The 14,316-nt window shown below is 38.7% G+C and carries 14 protein-coding genes and 2 pseudogenes; 4 read left to right on the forward strand and 12 right to left on the reverse strand.

Annotated features, from left to right (window positions below; translation table 11 throughout):
- Positions 1 to 253: 253 nt before the first annotated feature.
- Positions 254 to 532 carry a hypothetical protein gene (locus tag SPD89_RS08590; protein ID WP_336261547.1) on the reverse strand — a complete coding sequence of 93 codons (279 nt, stop codon included), beginning with the start codon at positions 530 to 532 and terminating at the stop codon, positions 254 to 256.
- Positions 533 to 842: 310 nt separating this feature from the next.
- On the opposite strand from SPD89_RS08590, the gene SPD89_RS08595 reads away from it, so the two are divergent.
- Positions 843 to 2,216, forward strand: a complete 1,374-nt coding sequence (locus tag SPD89_RS08595; RefSeq protein WP_336261548.1) for an amidase — start codon at positions 843 to 845, stop codon at positions 2,214 to 2,216.
- 673 nt (positions 2,217 to 2,889) lie between these two features.
- Entirely contained in the window at positions 2,890 to 3,477 is a 588-nt protein-coding gene (locus SPD89_RS08600; RefSeq protein WP_336261549.1) for a hypothetical protein, read from the forward strand.
- A gap of 251 nt (positions 3,478 to 3,728) precedes the next feature.
- Here SPD89_RS08600 and SPD89_RS08605 read toward each other — a convergent pair whose 3' ends face one another.
- Positions 3,729 to 4,724: an LLM class flavin-dependent oxidoreductase gene (locus tag SPD89_RS08605; RefSeq protein WP_336261550.1), complete on the reverse strand. Its 996-nt coding sequence runs from the start codon at positions 4,722 to 4,724 to the stop codon at positions 3,729 to 3,731.
- Positions 4,725 to 4,936: 212 nt separating this feature from the next.
- Here SPD89_RS08605 and SPD89_RS08610 point away from each other — a divergent pair, with 212 nt between their 5' ends.
- The gene (locus tag SPD89_RS08610; RefSeq protein ID WP_336261551.1) at positions 4,937 to 5,671 is read left to right on the forward strand and encodes a uracil-DNA glycosylase family protein; all 735 of its coding nucleotides are present in this window, start codon (positions 4,937 to 4,939) and stop codon (positions 5,669 to 5,671) included.
- Between the two features lie 36 nt (positions 5,672 to 5,707).
- Positions 5,708 to 6,990 (forward strand): annotated as a pseudogene (locus SPD89_RS08615) (acetamidase/formamidase family protein).
- 165 nt (positions 6,991 to 7,155) lie between these two features.
- Here the strand turns inward: SPD89_RS08615 and SPD89_RS08620 are convergent.
- The 10 genes and pseudogenes from SPD89_RS08620 to SPD89_RS08665 form a co-directional block, all read right to left on the reverse strand.
- Positions 7,156 to 8,259, reverse strand: coding sequence for a dihydrolipoamide acetyltransferase family protein (locus SPD89_RS08620; RefSeq protein WP_336261552.1), 1,104 nt, complete (start codon positions 8,257 to 8,259; stop codon positions 7,156 to 7,158).
- 25 nt (positions 8,260 to 8,284) lie between these two features.
- Positions 8,285 to 9,310 (reverse strand): alpha-ketoacid dehydrogenase subunit beta, encoded by a 1,026-nt coding sequence (locus SPD89_RS08625; RefSeq protein ID WP_336261553.1) that lies wholly within the window; start codon positions 9,308 to 9,310, stop codon positions 8,285 to 8,287.
- Positions 9,311 to 9,479: 169 nt separating this feature from the next.
- The gene (locus SPD89_RS08630; RefSeq protein WP_336261554.1) at positions 9,480 to 10,469 is read right to left on the reverse strand and encodes a thiamine pyrophosphate-dependent dehydrogenase E1 component subunit alpha; all 990 of its coding nucleotides are present in this window, start codon (positions 10,467 to 10,469) and stop codon (positions 9,480 to 9,482) included.
- Positions 10,470 to 10,787: 318 nt separating this feature from the next.
- On the reverse strand, positions 10,788 to 10,997 hold the full coding sequence (locus tag SPD89_RS08635; RefSeq protein ID WP_336261555.1) for a hypothetical protein: 210 nt from the start codon (positions 10,995 to 10,997) through the stop codon (positions 10,788 to 10,790).
- 36 nt (positions 10,998 to 11,033) lie between these two features.
- A pseudogene (hepT, locus tag SPD89_RS08640) lies at positions 11,034 to 11,443 on the reverse strand (type VII toxin-antitoxin system HepT family RNase toxin).
- Positions 11,433 to 11,840, reverse strand: coding sequence for a type VII toxin-antitoxin system MntA family adenylyltransferase antitoxin (gene mntA, locus SPD89_RS08645; protein ID WP_336261556.1), 408 nt, complete (start codon positions 11,838 to 11,840; stop codon positions 11,433 to 11,435). Before mntA ends, hepT begins: the two are co-directional and overlap by 11 nt.
- Before the next feature lie 71 nt (positions 11,841 to 11,911).
- Positions 11,912 to 13,015, reverse strand: coding sequence for an alanine racemase (locus SPD89_RS08650; protein ID WP_336261557.1), 1,104 nt, complete (start codon positions 13,013 to 13,015; stop codon positions 11,912 to 11,914).
- 33 nt (positions 13,016 to 13,048) lie between these two features.
- Entirely contained in the window at positions 13,049 to 13,540 is a 492-nt protein-coding gene (locus SPD89_RS08655; protein ID WP_336261558.1) for a metallophosphoesterase family protein, read from the reverse strand.
- A gap of 18 nt (positions 13,541 to 13,558) precedes the next feature.
- Entirely contained in the window at positions 13,559 to 13,825 is a 267-nt protein-coding gene (locus tag SPD89_RS08660) for a hypothetical protein (protein WP_336261559.1), read from the reverse strand.
- A 330-nt stretch (positions 13,826 to 14,155) separates the two neighbouring features.
- Positions 14,156 to 14,293, reverse strand: coding sequence for a hypothetical protein (locus tag SPD89_RS08665; protein ID WP_336261560.1), 138 nt, complete (start codon positions 14,291 to 14,293; stop codon positions 14,156 to 14,158).
- Between the last annotated feature and the right edge of the window lie 23 nt (positions 14,294 to 14,316).

Genomic DNA, 14,316 nt, shown 5'->3' on the forward strand with positions numbered 1-14,316 from the left:
TAAATCTCTCAACAACTTCGCTTAATCCAATACTATTTCGCATAACTTCAACCCTCTAGCTAGCACTACTTTTGTTATTCTAACATAAAAGTATCATAAAAACGGAGAATGTTTACCGACTACTGCAAAGCGGGGATGCGGATTTTTTGCTGTTACTCTCCCTATTGAAGACGTTATTCAAAAATTAAAAAAGGAAATCGTTTCATTTAAGATAAAAATTGGGAACTTTCACTTTAGAAAGTTCCCAATTTTATTAATGTATTATATAGTTTGTTGCTTCTTCCGTTGCACTTGTCCTCAAATATTCTTCAACTAAAATCATCTCTGCAAAACCTTGGGCTGTAGGCAATTCATCAACTGGATGAGCGAAAAGATTTCTAATTTTGCCATCGTATTTTGACGTTAAATAAGCAGCTTTTAACTTCGCTTCTTCGTCATTTCCAAGTTCATAATAGACATATAACTCTTCCAAGCTTGTCTGAATGAGCCGCAATATTTCCAACAGTTCCTCGCTTTCATAACTCAGATTCACAATTACCAGCTCCTCAGTTTCCTTTTTTAAGATATATACCCGTCCAAATACTTTCCGAAACATAATTATTATAAAAATCGTATAAATATCTAACTTTTCAAATAATTCATGTTAAATTAAGTTTAAGAATGATATAATTAATTGAAACGTATTTTTCACGTCATAATAAATAAAATGTACTCGTCAAGCTATCAGGTGAGTTATTCTCATTACATTAATGCAATTCTTGATGACTATAAAATGCTTATAACTGCTATGAACTGGAACAGGCTACCATCTTGGCTTAAATTTTTAAAAGGGGGAATACGATTTGTATTCGATTCAAGATTTGTTGGAAGGTTACCAAAGGAAGCAATTTTCTCCAGTTGAAATAACGCAAAGTTACATAGAAAAAGCAAAACATAACAGGAATTTGAATGCATTTATTTCCATCACGGAAGATGTCGCACTACAACAAGCAAAACTTTCTGAAATGAAGTGGCAGTTAGGCGAAGTTGGGCAACTAGAAGGAATTCCACTCTCCTACAAAGACAATATTCACACGAAAGGTACCGCTTCAACAAGTGGATCAAAAATCGATCAAGACTTTATCCCCGAGAAGAATGCGACTATTATTGAAGCAATGAACCAAGCTGGGGCTGTCATGATTGGGAAAAATAATATGCATGAATTTGCGTTTGGCATCACGAATAACAATCCCTTTTACGGTCCAGCAAAAAATCCGTGGAATCCACAACTTATTTCTGGTGGTTCCAGTGGTGGCTCTGCTGTTGCGGTATTAGCTGGATTATCTGTTGCTTCATTAGGAACAGACACTGGGGGATCCATTCGAATTCCAGCTGCAAGCTGCGGACTAGTTGGTTTAAAACCAACTTATGGAATGCTTCCAAATGAAGGTCTAACACTAATCTCACAGACCTTGGATCACCTCGGGCCAATTACAAAAGATATATCCGATTTAATTCTCATGATGGAAGCATTGACTGGAAACAACTTTTCAGTGATTGATTCTACCGCTGAAGATTTGCGCGGCGTAAAAATTGGTGTTCCAGTTAATTTCTTTACTGAAAAAATTGAAACTGATGTTTTAGAAAGTTATAAAGCAACAATCAAAAAACTAGAACAACTTGGTGCACATCTCGTTGACGTAGAAGTTCCATATGCCAAAGAAGCAATTCCACTTACTTTTACATTAGCAATCACGGAAGGTGGCTATTCACATAAAGATAGGATCAAAAAACATATGGATGATTATGGTTACGACGTTGCCCATGTGATGCAAGCAAGTAAATCCATACCTGCCTATGATTATGTACATGCTTTAACGAGAAGAACGGAAATTATTGCTGCTTGTGATCGAATGCTTGAACAAGTGGATGCCATCATTACGCCTACAATACCAGCTCAACCAAAACCGATCGACCAAGAAATAGTTCAGTTCAATGGAGAAGAGGAACCAATTTTTGACTGTATGATTCGCTACACATCTTATTTTAATTTGACAGGACACCCTGCAATTTCAATACCGGTTGGTTTGGCAAATGATATACCTATCGCCGTACAACTTGTAAGTAGAAAATGGAAAGAAAGACAGCTTATTAGCATCGCGAAAATTTTCGAGGATAATTATTTGAGTGATTTTTATGAGCAACGAGACAAATTAGTCGCTAGCTTAAAAGTTTGAGAGAGGGTGAGAATCCTCTCTTTTTTAGTATAAAATTTTTCTATTGCTCATTGGCTAGAAGCCCAAGTATCGCAAGCACTAGCTTGTATGTCCTGCATCTGTAATTATATGGTGCTTCGTGGATAATATACTGTCCGCGTGGTGATTCCAGATTTCCCGTGGTTAAACCGTAATCTTCGTGGATATTTTACGAATTGGCTGGATAAATAATTACAACGTGGTGATTCCAGATTTCCCGTGGTTAAATCGCGATCTTCGTCGTTATTTTACGATTTAGCTGGATAAATAATTACAGTGTGGTTATTTCAAATTTCCCGTGGTTAAATCGAGATCTTCGTGGATATTTTACGAATTGGCTGGATAAATAATTACAGCGTGGTTATTTCAGATTTCCCGTGGTTAAATCGTAATCTTAGTGGTTATTTTACGATTTGGCTGGATAAATAGTACCCGCGTGGTTTTTCAAGATTTCCCCTTTTTAAGAAAGTAAAATTCAAACCTTTCAAATTTTGTTCATTTTTTCACATATAATATTTGTTTTTATGGAATATACTGTTAATAAGAAAACAGCTCTCTTTATTATTTGTTATAATATTCAGAACTAATGAGCACTTCTTTCTAAAATAGGGTATGATAGAGATAAAATGGTCTCTTGCGTGGGGAGGAAATGGATGTGGATTCAATAACGGTTATGACGTTCTTTAGTCTTGCGATGTTTTGTTTTTTCTTTGTGTATTGGATGAAAAAAAATGACAAGAAATACAGATATCAAAAAACAAAAATGGTTGATATGTTTATTACAAAACGAGGGATCACTGTTGAAAAATTCTTTAGTGGATTCCATTTTGATTTAGTCAACGATTCAAAGAACAAAAATATTTGGTTTTTTATACTTCAGGACAACACACTTCAATACAAACAAATCCCCTATGAAGATTTATTTCATGTTTCTTATAAGTTAGACGGTCATACAATCGAATCAACATCTCGATCGGGACAATTAAAACGGGTACTTATCGGTGGAGAAGTTGAAAATACTAGTATGCCCCCGGCCATTTGGAAAAAAGAAGACGATTTTCGTGTCGTAAAAGAAGTACGACTAACTGTCCAAATAGATGACTTACAAGCCACAACGCTAGATTTAATCTTTAACACTTACCACCTACCTGTCGAAAGAAAACATATCAAAGATAGAGATGCCAGGGAATGGTTTGACATCTTTTCATATATCATTGAATCAGAAGAACGGAAGGGAGCATAGGTGTCGCTCCTTTTTATTTTTGAATCTACTTTTACAAATTTCACCTATTCATTGTACCATTTTTTCATTCATTAATCTCCAACAAAAAAGACGACAAAAGATGCGGAGTCGCTACAACAACATGATGAGTGGCGAGAAAAATGCGGAGCTTCTACAACAACATACGGAGTGACGGCAAGAAGATAAGGAGTTGCTACGTCAACATGATGAGTGCCGGGAGAAGATACGAAGTTGCGACTGCAATAATAAATTCACAATCCAAACGCTTCTGCCAATAAACGATAAGAAATGTACTTCGCTTCTTCATCATGCGTTATCGTGATAATCATCATCTCGTCAGCCTTATATTTTTCGTTTAGTTCCTCGATTTCCGCCTTCACTTTGACAGGATCGCCGATGATCATATTACGTTTCATCTTTTCGATTTTCTTTTTGTCTTCATCTGTGTATACATAGTTCTTCGCCTCTGCGACAGACGGGATTTCACGGTTTTCAACCATATTATCTTGATGGATTTTCCAAAGAAAATAACTTAACGCAAGTTCCTCCGCTTCCTCCAAAGTTTCCGCACAAATTACAGTAATCGCTACAATTACATGGCCTGATGTCCCATGATGTTCAGAATATTTCTCACGATAATCTTTCACGATATCAGGCCCAACAAAATCAGTCATAAAATGTCCAAATGCATAATCCAATCCGTTTTCAGCGGCCAAGTCTGCACTTTTTCCACTCGTTCCAAGTAACCATGTCTCTGGCGGGGTATCTGGAACAGGAGTTGGGGATATTTTTCCATACGGATGATCTATCGGAAAACTTCCATGCAAAAATCCAAGCAACTCTTTAATTTGTTTTGGATACTCATTTACCTGTTTTAAATAATTATCTGATAACGCCAGCGATACCTCCGCTGACCCTCCTGGTGCACGACCTAGACCTAAATCGATTCGTCCAGGAAAAAGCGTCTGCAATAAATTATATGTTTCTGCCACACGAAACGGTTTATAATATGGTAAAAGTACCGCTCCAGCACCAATCCGAATCCGCTCCGTTTGAGAGCCAATCACTCCAAGCATGACATCTGGATTCGGTGAAGCAAGTCCAAATAAATCGTGGTGCTCCGCAATCCAGTACCGATGATACCCAAGCTCCTCCCCAAGTTGCGCTAATTTCACAGAAGTTTCCAGCGCCTCTTTCGGGGTTTTTCCATCCGAAATCGGCGACTGATCTAATATACTTAATTTCATAACGAATCACCTCGTACTGTGGATTATATTAGAAGTCTTGGCTAATCGCCAATCTTTTATAGCGAAATCCGTATACAGTAAGAAGGCTTTATATTGTCTTACCTACAAAAATATAGCTAAATATATATATAGGTTGAAAGTTATCATATTGTATTCCAAAATGATCATATTAAATCTACACGAAAGTGGTATACTATTTTGGATGGTGAAAAATGATGATATTAAATACTAAACTCCCACAATTTCTCCCAAAAATTCAATCTCTAGCTGAATTTAATAAACAAACTCTTCTTACCGACTCCTTCTTATTAGAAACAGAAGGAGATCTGGCCATGTATTATGCTCCACATAATGAGTATATAAATACCGACGCAAAAATTATTATCGTCGGTATCACTCCGGGCTGGAATCAGATGAAGACAGCATACATCCAGCTTGTAAAATCGATTAGCAAAGGAGAGTCTTTGGAAAAAATGCTTGAAAATACAAAAATTGCTGCCAGTTTTTCAGGTACAATGCGTAAAAACCTAATCGTTATGCTTGATAAAATTGGACTTCCGGAAACTCTTGCCATTGATTCGAGTGAGCAACTTTTTAGCACTTACCGCTCTTTTCTCCATACGACTTCTATCATTAAATACCCTGTCTTTTATAAAGGCAAAAATTACACTGGACACACCCCGACTATCGACCAGTCTAAACTCCTCAAGCGTTATGCATATGAAGTTTTCCCAATAGAACTAGCGCAAATTACTGATCCTGCGCTCGTCATTCCGCTTGGAAAAGCAACGGAAAAAGTAATCCACACTGTACAAAATAAAAACGAGCAACATATTTATTTATACGGCTTTCCGCATCCATCTGGAGCAAACGGACATCGCGAGAAACAGTTTAAACTAAATCAGAAACAACTAGAAGATAAATTTAAGATTTGGAGAAATAGCTGATAGAATTTTACTTTACATTTTTTACCTGCAAGTTTTATTCGAAAATTACATATTACTAAAGACAAATTTACGGACGGTGTACTTGATCCAAATAAAAAAATGGAATATGTTGTAAAAGACGGTGGACATATCGTTGCAAATACGACGCCGGGTTGTTGGGGACCGATGATTACACCAGCTCTAAAAGGTGGACATGAGGTGACAAAGCCTGTCTATGTAGAAGGGGCGGAAATTGGGGATGCAATTGTCATCCATATTAAATCAATAGAAATTACTTCCTTTGTCACTGCATCAGGAAATGATAAACCGGTAGACGGACGTTTTAATGGAGACCCGTTTGTTGATGCTTATTGTCCGAATTGTAAAACGGTAAACCCCGAAACAGTAATTAAGGGAATTGGGAATACGGCTATCCATTGTAAAAATTGTGATACGGATATAACACCGTTTAATTTTACACATGCTTATACAATCGCATTCGATGATAAGAAAACGATGGGACTTACGCTAAATAAAGAAGCAGCCGAAACGGTGGCTCAAGATGGAAGAAAATTCATGTGTACACCCGAACATTCTATCCAAAACCCAATCGTCACCTTTGCCCCGCACGATATGCCCGCAACAATGGCGAGAATACGGAGTTTTGTTGGACAACTTGGCACCACGCCAGCAAGAGCGATGCCAGATTCCCATAATGCTGGTGACTTTGGACAGTTTTTAATCGATGCTCCACATGATTATCGGGTCACCGAAGAACAATTAGAAGATCGTACAGACGGCCATATGGATATTAACCGTGTACGTGCAGGTGCTGTCTTAATCTGTCCGGTGAAAGTGGAAGGCGGTGGTGTTTACGTTGGGGATATGCATGCGATGCAAGGGGATGGTGAAATTGCTGGACATACTGCAGATGTCGCTGGAATCGTCAGTCTTCAAGTCCAAGTATTAAAAAATATGCAACTCGAAGGACCAATTCTACTTCCAGTTGAGGAGGATTTACCTTACTTAGCAAAACCGTTTACGGAACAAGAAAAAATTCGCGCCCAACAAATCGCCAAACATTGGAAGATGAATGAAGTAGAAAACGTATGCCCGATGGAACAGGAGCCAACTTAAATGATGCAACGACAAATGGTATGGAAAGAGCAGCAAATTTTTTCGATATTACCGTTCCCGAAGTGATGAACCGTGCTACGATAAATGGTGCGATTGAAATCGGTCGTCATCCAGGGGTTGTCACCGTTACATTTTTAGCACCAGAATCGTATTTAGATAAGAAAGGATTACTTGATTTAGTAAAAGAACAATATGTGTTGTGAAGCAAGCTCCCCCAGTAGGGAGCTTTTCTTATTAGTAGGACTTTATGTTAGATTCTCTAAGTATGTCAGGCGAGTAACTCTGCATCTTTCATGCCACTAAATATCAGGGCAAGCATCTATAAAAATTCTCCCCACATCAAGACGTAGGGAGACTATACACTACTACTATTCTATTTTTTCTGGGTTCTCTAAGTACGCAATCAATGTTTGTAAAAATCTTGCGGCTGGCGCTCCATCGATAATTTGATGATCAAATGTTAAACTTAACGGGATCCTCATTCTTTCCAAAACTTGTCCGTTCTCAATTACTAAATAAGTTTCAATTTTTCCTAACCCTAAGATTGCGACTTCAGGTGTATTAATGATTGGTGTAAAGAAGTGAATGCCAAATGCACCCAAGTTTGTAACCGTAAAGGTGCTACCAGATATCTTTTTCGGATCAATTTTTTTATCTTGAACAGATTGTGCCAACGCTTCTACCTCTTTATCCAAGGATTCAAGTGAATGCTGATCCGCATTTTCCACGACTGGAACAAAGAGTCCTTCTTCCGTATCCGTTGCAACTCCTAAATTAATCTCTTCGCTCTGTTTCCATACATCATTTTCATACGTACCGTTCATATATAAGTGCTCTTTGATCGCCTTTACAACAGCGTAAACTATCCAACTATTCCAGCTCATTTTTTTCTCGTAATTTTCCCGCTTAATTGCAAGTTTTGTCACATCAGCATAAGCAGTTTCCGTCAACTGGGCGCTATTTTGTAAGCTTTCTCTCATCCGAGTGGCAATTGTCTTCCGAATACCGGTTAATCTTTCACCAGATCCTGACTTACCTTCTACAAACTTTCGTATATCTTTTTCTGTAATTTTGCCACCGCTACCGGATCCTTGAACTTCCGTTAAATCAACGTTTAGATCTTTTGCCAGTTTCCGTAGGCGTGGTGCTACCCGAACGAAGGAACGTTTAGCGGGCTCTTCCGCAATAGTAGCTGCTACGGTAGATTCAGTGACTTCCTCAACCGATGCATCTGAACCTGTCTTTGCAATAATACCTAAAACATCTCCGACAGTTGCTACCTCTCCTCTTTTTACAATGATTCTCTCTAATACTCCGTCCGCTTCTGCTTCTATTTCACTAACCGCTTTTTCCGTTTGAACTTCGACTAACACTTCACCTTTTTGAACAGTATCTCCTTCTTGTTTATGCCAAAATATGATCGAGCTTTCTTCATAATTTTCATCAAATCTTGGAAGTATAACTTCTGCCATCGTATTTGCACCCCTTAGAAAGCTATTAGTCTTCCTCCAGCATTTCCTTTACCGCTTCATAGATTTTATCCGCACTAGGAACAACAAACTGCTCAAGTGGACGACTATACGGGATTGGAACATCTGGTATTGCAAGTCTTTTTATTGGAGAATCGAGATCATATAACGCTTCCTCAGCAACAATTGCACTAATTTCCGCTGTCATTCCATAAGATAAATAATCTTCATCAACAACTAATAAACGATGCGTTTTTCGTACAGATTCTAAAATAGTTTCCTTATCTAGTGGGACAAGTGAACGTAGATCAATAACTTCTACGTTAATTCCTTCTTCCGCAAGTCTTTCTGCTGCTTCCAAAGCATAAACTGTCATCATCTGGATGCCGACAATCGTAACATCCGCACCTTCTCTAGCAACGTTTGCCTTTCCTAAGGGCACTGTATAGGCTTCTTCAGGAACATGTCCGACAGCCGCATCCAATTGATCCATCCAACCTAAACCTTGTAACGTTTTGTGGAACATAAATACTACCGGATCATCGTCCCGGATTGCAGACGTCATCATCCCTTTTAAATCATATGGTGTCGTTGGAGCGACGACTTTCATTCCGGGTAAATGGGCAAACGTTGCGTAAAGCGTCTGAGAATGCTGCGCCGCATCGTTGTATTCTCCACCAACAGCGGTCATGAGAACCATCGGCATTTTCACATTCCCACCGGACATATACGGGATTTTTGCCATATGATTGTAAATTTGATCCATACAAACACCAAAAAAATCAACGAACATTAACTCCGTAATCGGCCGCATCCCCTCTGCTGCTGCTCCAATTGCAGCACCGATAAAGGCAGTTTCTGAAATTGGTGTATCCATAATTCGCTCAGGGCCAAACTTGTCCAACAAACCTTCTGTCGATCCAAAAATCCCACCATATTTTCCAACATCTTCACCTAAGACAAATACTTCTTCATTTCTCTCCATTTCAAGGGCTATCGCCTCGGCCATCGCTTTATTTCCAGTCAACAAACGCTGTTTTTTTACAGTTTCCATTTCGTGATCCTCCTTCATCTTTTTATTGATTCATTAGAAAACTTGGCTTATCACCAAGCTAACGGAGAATGACTTAGTTGCACTTACGAGTGATTGACGTACTAGTACTGGTGTTGTCACAGGACGTGACGGTTTTAGCCAGTGAGCAGTAAAAAAGTTTCATACTCTTTTAACTGCTAAAAAGATCCTCTAGTGCAGCTTCAGGTTCAGGATATTCACTTTCTCTAGCAAACTGATATGCTTCATCGACTAATGCTTTTACGCGGTTTTCACGTTCCGTAAGTTCCACCTCGTCGGTCAAACCTTCAGATAAAATATAATTTTTCAGTCGATCAATTGGATCTTTTTCCCGTAAACTCGGAACTTCATCCTCACCTCGATAAAGCTCTGGATCCCCTTGGAAATGCCCAAGAAAACGATATGTTTCTATTTCAATAATTGTAGGACCTTCCCCGTTTCTAGCCCGCTCAACTGCGCGTTCTGATGCTTTATACATCTCAATTGGGTTATTGTCATCCACTCGTTCTCCAACAATTCCATATGCAGATGCACGTAAGTGGTTTGACTCCACAGAAGTCGCGCTATCTTTAGGTACCGAAATTCCATATTGGTTATCCTCAACAACGACAATGACTGGCAATTTCCACAAAGCAGCTAAATTCAGTGATTCGTGAAAAGCACCTGAGTTTGCCGCCCCTTCTCCAATAAAAGCAACTGCAACAGCATCCGTACCTCTCTTTTTCGCAGCAAGTGCCGCTCCCACCGCCTGCGGAATCCCGGCTCCGACAATTCCACTACAAGCAAATTTTACTCTCGGATCAAATAAATGCATATGTCCGCCTTTTCCCTTTCCAAGCCCCGTTGCTTTTCCGAACATTTCTGCGGTCATTCGATTTAAATCTACTCCCTTAGCAATCGCATGATGATGCGGACGGTGCGGGGAAGCCACTGTATCTTCATCCGTCAAATGTGCACAAATACCAACTGCTGCAGGTTCTTGTCCATTCGATAAATGCATCTCACCAGGAACCGTCCCAGCCCCAATATTAAATGCAGGAGTTTTTCCTTCCATATAAACTTCTTCCATCGTCTCTTCATAATACCTAATCTTAACCATCATTTCGTACATCCATAATAACTTCTCTCTCGGAATACTCATCTTTTTTTCCTCCTTTTTTACGTCATACAGAGTACAAAGGGGACATCGACATTCAAAAATCGATTAGAATATATATTTTTTCATCATCTCCTTTATGGAAGCAATTGATGAAACCGCCTTCACTATTTATCATACTAAATAGATAATATGCCTGCAATACAGTTTAAAACAAATTCATCTAAACTTCATTACATTATTGCAATCCAATGAACCTTTGTCTCGATATATGAAAATTTTGAATCATTTTGAACTTTTGGTCAAAAAAAAGCTCAGTCCGCATATTGAACATGAGCTTTTATCCCAATCCCTTATATACTATTAAAAATCCTCCACTAATCGTGCTACATCCTTACCACATTTTTCACATTTTCCTTTTAGCAAAACGCCATGGGAATCGTCATGAAGTGAGTAATCCACAATGGTCGTTACAAAGCATTCTCCACAAAAAACATTTTCAATAATTTTTCGCTGTAAATTCTTAGGTACCTGCTTCCATTTCTTAGCTGCTTTCATATCAATAACCGACATAACTTTTCCCCATTTCCTTTGAAGTTTATGATACCCTTATTTACTAGTCATTATTTGTTTCGCAAATCTTCTAAAATCTTGTAAATGTTTATCAATGATAGACTGTAAAATGCTTAGGTTAATGGATTGGTAGTCATATACAGCAATATTTCGAAATCCAACCATTGCTTTCATATTTTTTGAAACTTCCGAATCGATATAACCGTTGTTTTCTAATAAAGAAAATGCCTCACGATTAGTTTTAGGGATCCAAATTTCCTTTCGCTAACTATATGCATGGCAAGATCTATGCTTGCTTCACATGCTCGTTGTATATTTAAAATGATACTGTCCTGTTTTATATAGTTATGAAGGTTTTTCGGATTATGTTCGTAAACTTCTTCTTCTACACGGATGATACACCGTTCTATTGTTGCTATTTTAGATAAGCTCACATCACTGTTCATAAACGGATCCGCTCTCCTTTATTCTTTCCAACACTTTCTTTCGGCATTCATTTAGGTCTGTGTACATAGAAAGTGCTCTTATTCGTTGTAAAATAAATTCATTTTCATCCTTGCAAAAAATAACTTCTCCTGTATAAAAAATTTGTGCAGCAAATACAGTATCCACTTTTCTAATATCAACAAGATCAACGGATTCAATCTGTAAATTTTCCGCAAGTTGCTGAGCCGTCAGAAAACGTTCATAATCCGAAATATCCGTTTGAGTAAAAAAAGCAATGTCTATATCACTATCCTTACGTGCAGTACCTTTTGCATAAGATCCAAAAAGAATAATAAATATTGGGTTAAATTTCGATAACGTAGTGCGAATTATTTTTATTTGGTCTTGGCTAATCATAGGGAAAACCTCCCTTAGTTCCTTTTATGTTAGTTTACCACGGTTGGGGACATACTTCATCCACCATTTTTTTACTGCAGTCTTCCCCGCGCATCGACTTTCCATTCGTCGATCACTTTTCCGTCTCGATACACCAAATACGTTTCAAACAAATTCGCGACAACACAAGCGTGATTCGGAATAATTGTAAGTCGATCATTCAATTTCACATCGACCGTGCCTTCAACCGGGATAACGCCATGTTCCTCGGATAGACGAGCGATGACAAATTCGGGGTGTTCCTTCACAAATCCGTGACCAGCGATACTTGCATTTCCGTGTGCCCCTTGGTCGAGTGCGAGCGTCTTACTACCAGCGTCAATAACAATTCGGTTCTTCTTCACAGAAACGACGCTTGAAAGCACGGTGAGTGCACATTGCTCCCTTTTAGCAACGCCAAGTCCGACTTGTACCATATCATAAAATACTGCGTTTCCAGGTCGGATTTCGGTAATTCCTTCCACGGTACCAGCAATTTTAAATGTCGGTGTCGATCCAACGCTCCGGTTCGGAATTGGAATGCCTGCTGCTTCACATAATTCCGCACTTGTCACCACAGCAGCCGCCTCTTCATTTGCGATCGTCTCAATTTCCTCGGTCGACGAAGCGGCATATGAATGTCCTGCGTGAGTAAAAATTCCGTCCAGCCGAAGTCCAGATAGTCCCTTCACATGCTGTGCCAACTCCACGACTTGCTCATTCGGATCCACCCCGACCCGGTTCAACCCTGAGTTTACCTTAATCCACACGTTTAGCGGATTTTTGGGATCAAAACACTCCTCCAATAAATCCGCTTGCTCCACGGAATCCACTGCTACGATGACTTTTGCTTGCTCCATCAGCTTCTTCACTCGTTCTAGCTTTGGTTTTGCGGCGAGTGGATATGCAATCAGAATATCCTTTATCCCACCAGCGACCATTATTTCTGCTTCACCAACTTTTGCCACAGTAAGACCTACTGCTCCCGCTTCAATTTGCCTCTGTGCTATTTTAATACTTTTATGTGTTTTGATATGCGGCCGTACGGCAACTACTGCCTCTTTTGCAAAACTGGCAATATCATCAATATTCTTTTCTAGTTTATCTAAATCCAACAACAAAGCTGGTGTATCTATCTTGGCAAAATTTATGCTCATCCCTCGGCCTCCTTTTCATCTATCCAAATTTTATCATGGAAAAAAGACAAATTGCGAATATAACCTATTCTCTTTAATTTCTAACATCGCAAAAGAAAAATATGGTAGTTTTCGTTTATATGTTGGAGAACCTGGGTTAAGCAGCAATACTTTTCCAACATACCGCATCATTGGAATATGCGAATGACCGAAAATAATGATATCAACATCGTCCGTCTCAAATACTTCAAGCGCCCGCTTTTCCGACGTTTTCTTCTCCCCATGCCCATGTGTAACTCCAATTTTGAATCCTTTTACCTCGATTAATTGCCGCTCCGGAAATTGCTTCTTCACTTCGTCTGAGTCGACATTTCCGTGTACGCCAATAACATCAGCAAAACTCGCTAGTGTCTTGTAAACAAAGTTTTCGCTCCAATCCCCACCGTGAATGATAAGGTCGGCCTGCTCACAGGCGGAGAGGAGTTCTTTTGGAAGCACACGAATTTTTCCCCGAAGATGGGTATCTGATGTTACGATGATTTTCAAAAAACTCCACCTCCTTAATCATCCTGCCGAATAATAATCGTATTGTTGAATATAGTTTTTAACACTTTCTTCATCTGATATATCCCCGATACCAATAATATAGAGGACAGTTATTTCATCCGTTGCCGAATTGACAACCTTCTTTTTTAGTTCAATATACTGCAAATCGTGTTCTTCTAGCCCTATCGCTAAAACTGATTCTTTCAATTCAATTAAGTATCTCGCTTCTTCTCTCCAATGTTCATCTTTTTCATCCCACTGATTAGTGGATACGTCCAGTTCCATATTTTTTATTTCATTACCTAATTTTGTTTATAATTCGGAAAGGAGTCTGCTGTCAACAAATCACCATTTAGTAATAAAAATGTATTCAATTTTATACCATCTCCGAAAATTATCTGAAAAAGACTTTCCATTTCTTCGGTTATTTGCGCTTTCCAAAAACAGAGATGGTAATTGTCAAAAAGTATCGTCTTCTGGGTCATATTCTACACTAAAAACAATGTCTGGTGTATCGTTAGCATAAACAAATGATTCTATCTCTGACGCACAATCTGTCCCAAATCCATTACATGCTCTTTTCGTTTCTATAATCGTAAAGTCTTTACCGTACGTTTATAATAAATAGTTTTCTATTTTCGCTTCACCCTCCTCATAATCTAAATTAGGAAGGATAATATTTTCACGAAAAGCTTCAAAAGAACATGCAGATAACACAATTAAAAGCTGCCCGATCACAAAACGTTTATACAAGTAATTTCAACTCCACATATTCA

The sequence above is a fragment of the Pseudogracilibacillus sp. SO30301A genome, assembly GCF_037072025.1.
GTDB lineage: Bacteria > Bacillota > Bacilli > Bacillales > Amphibacillaceae > Pseudogracilibacillus.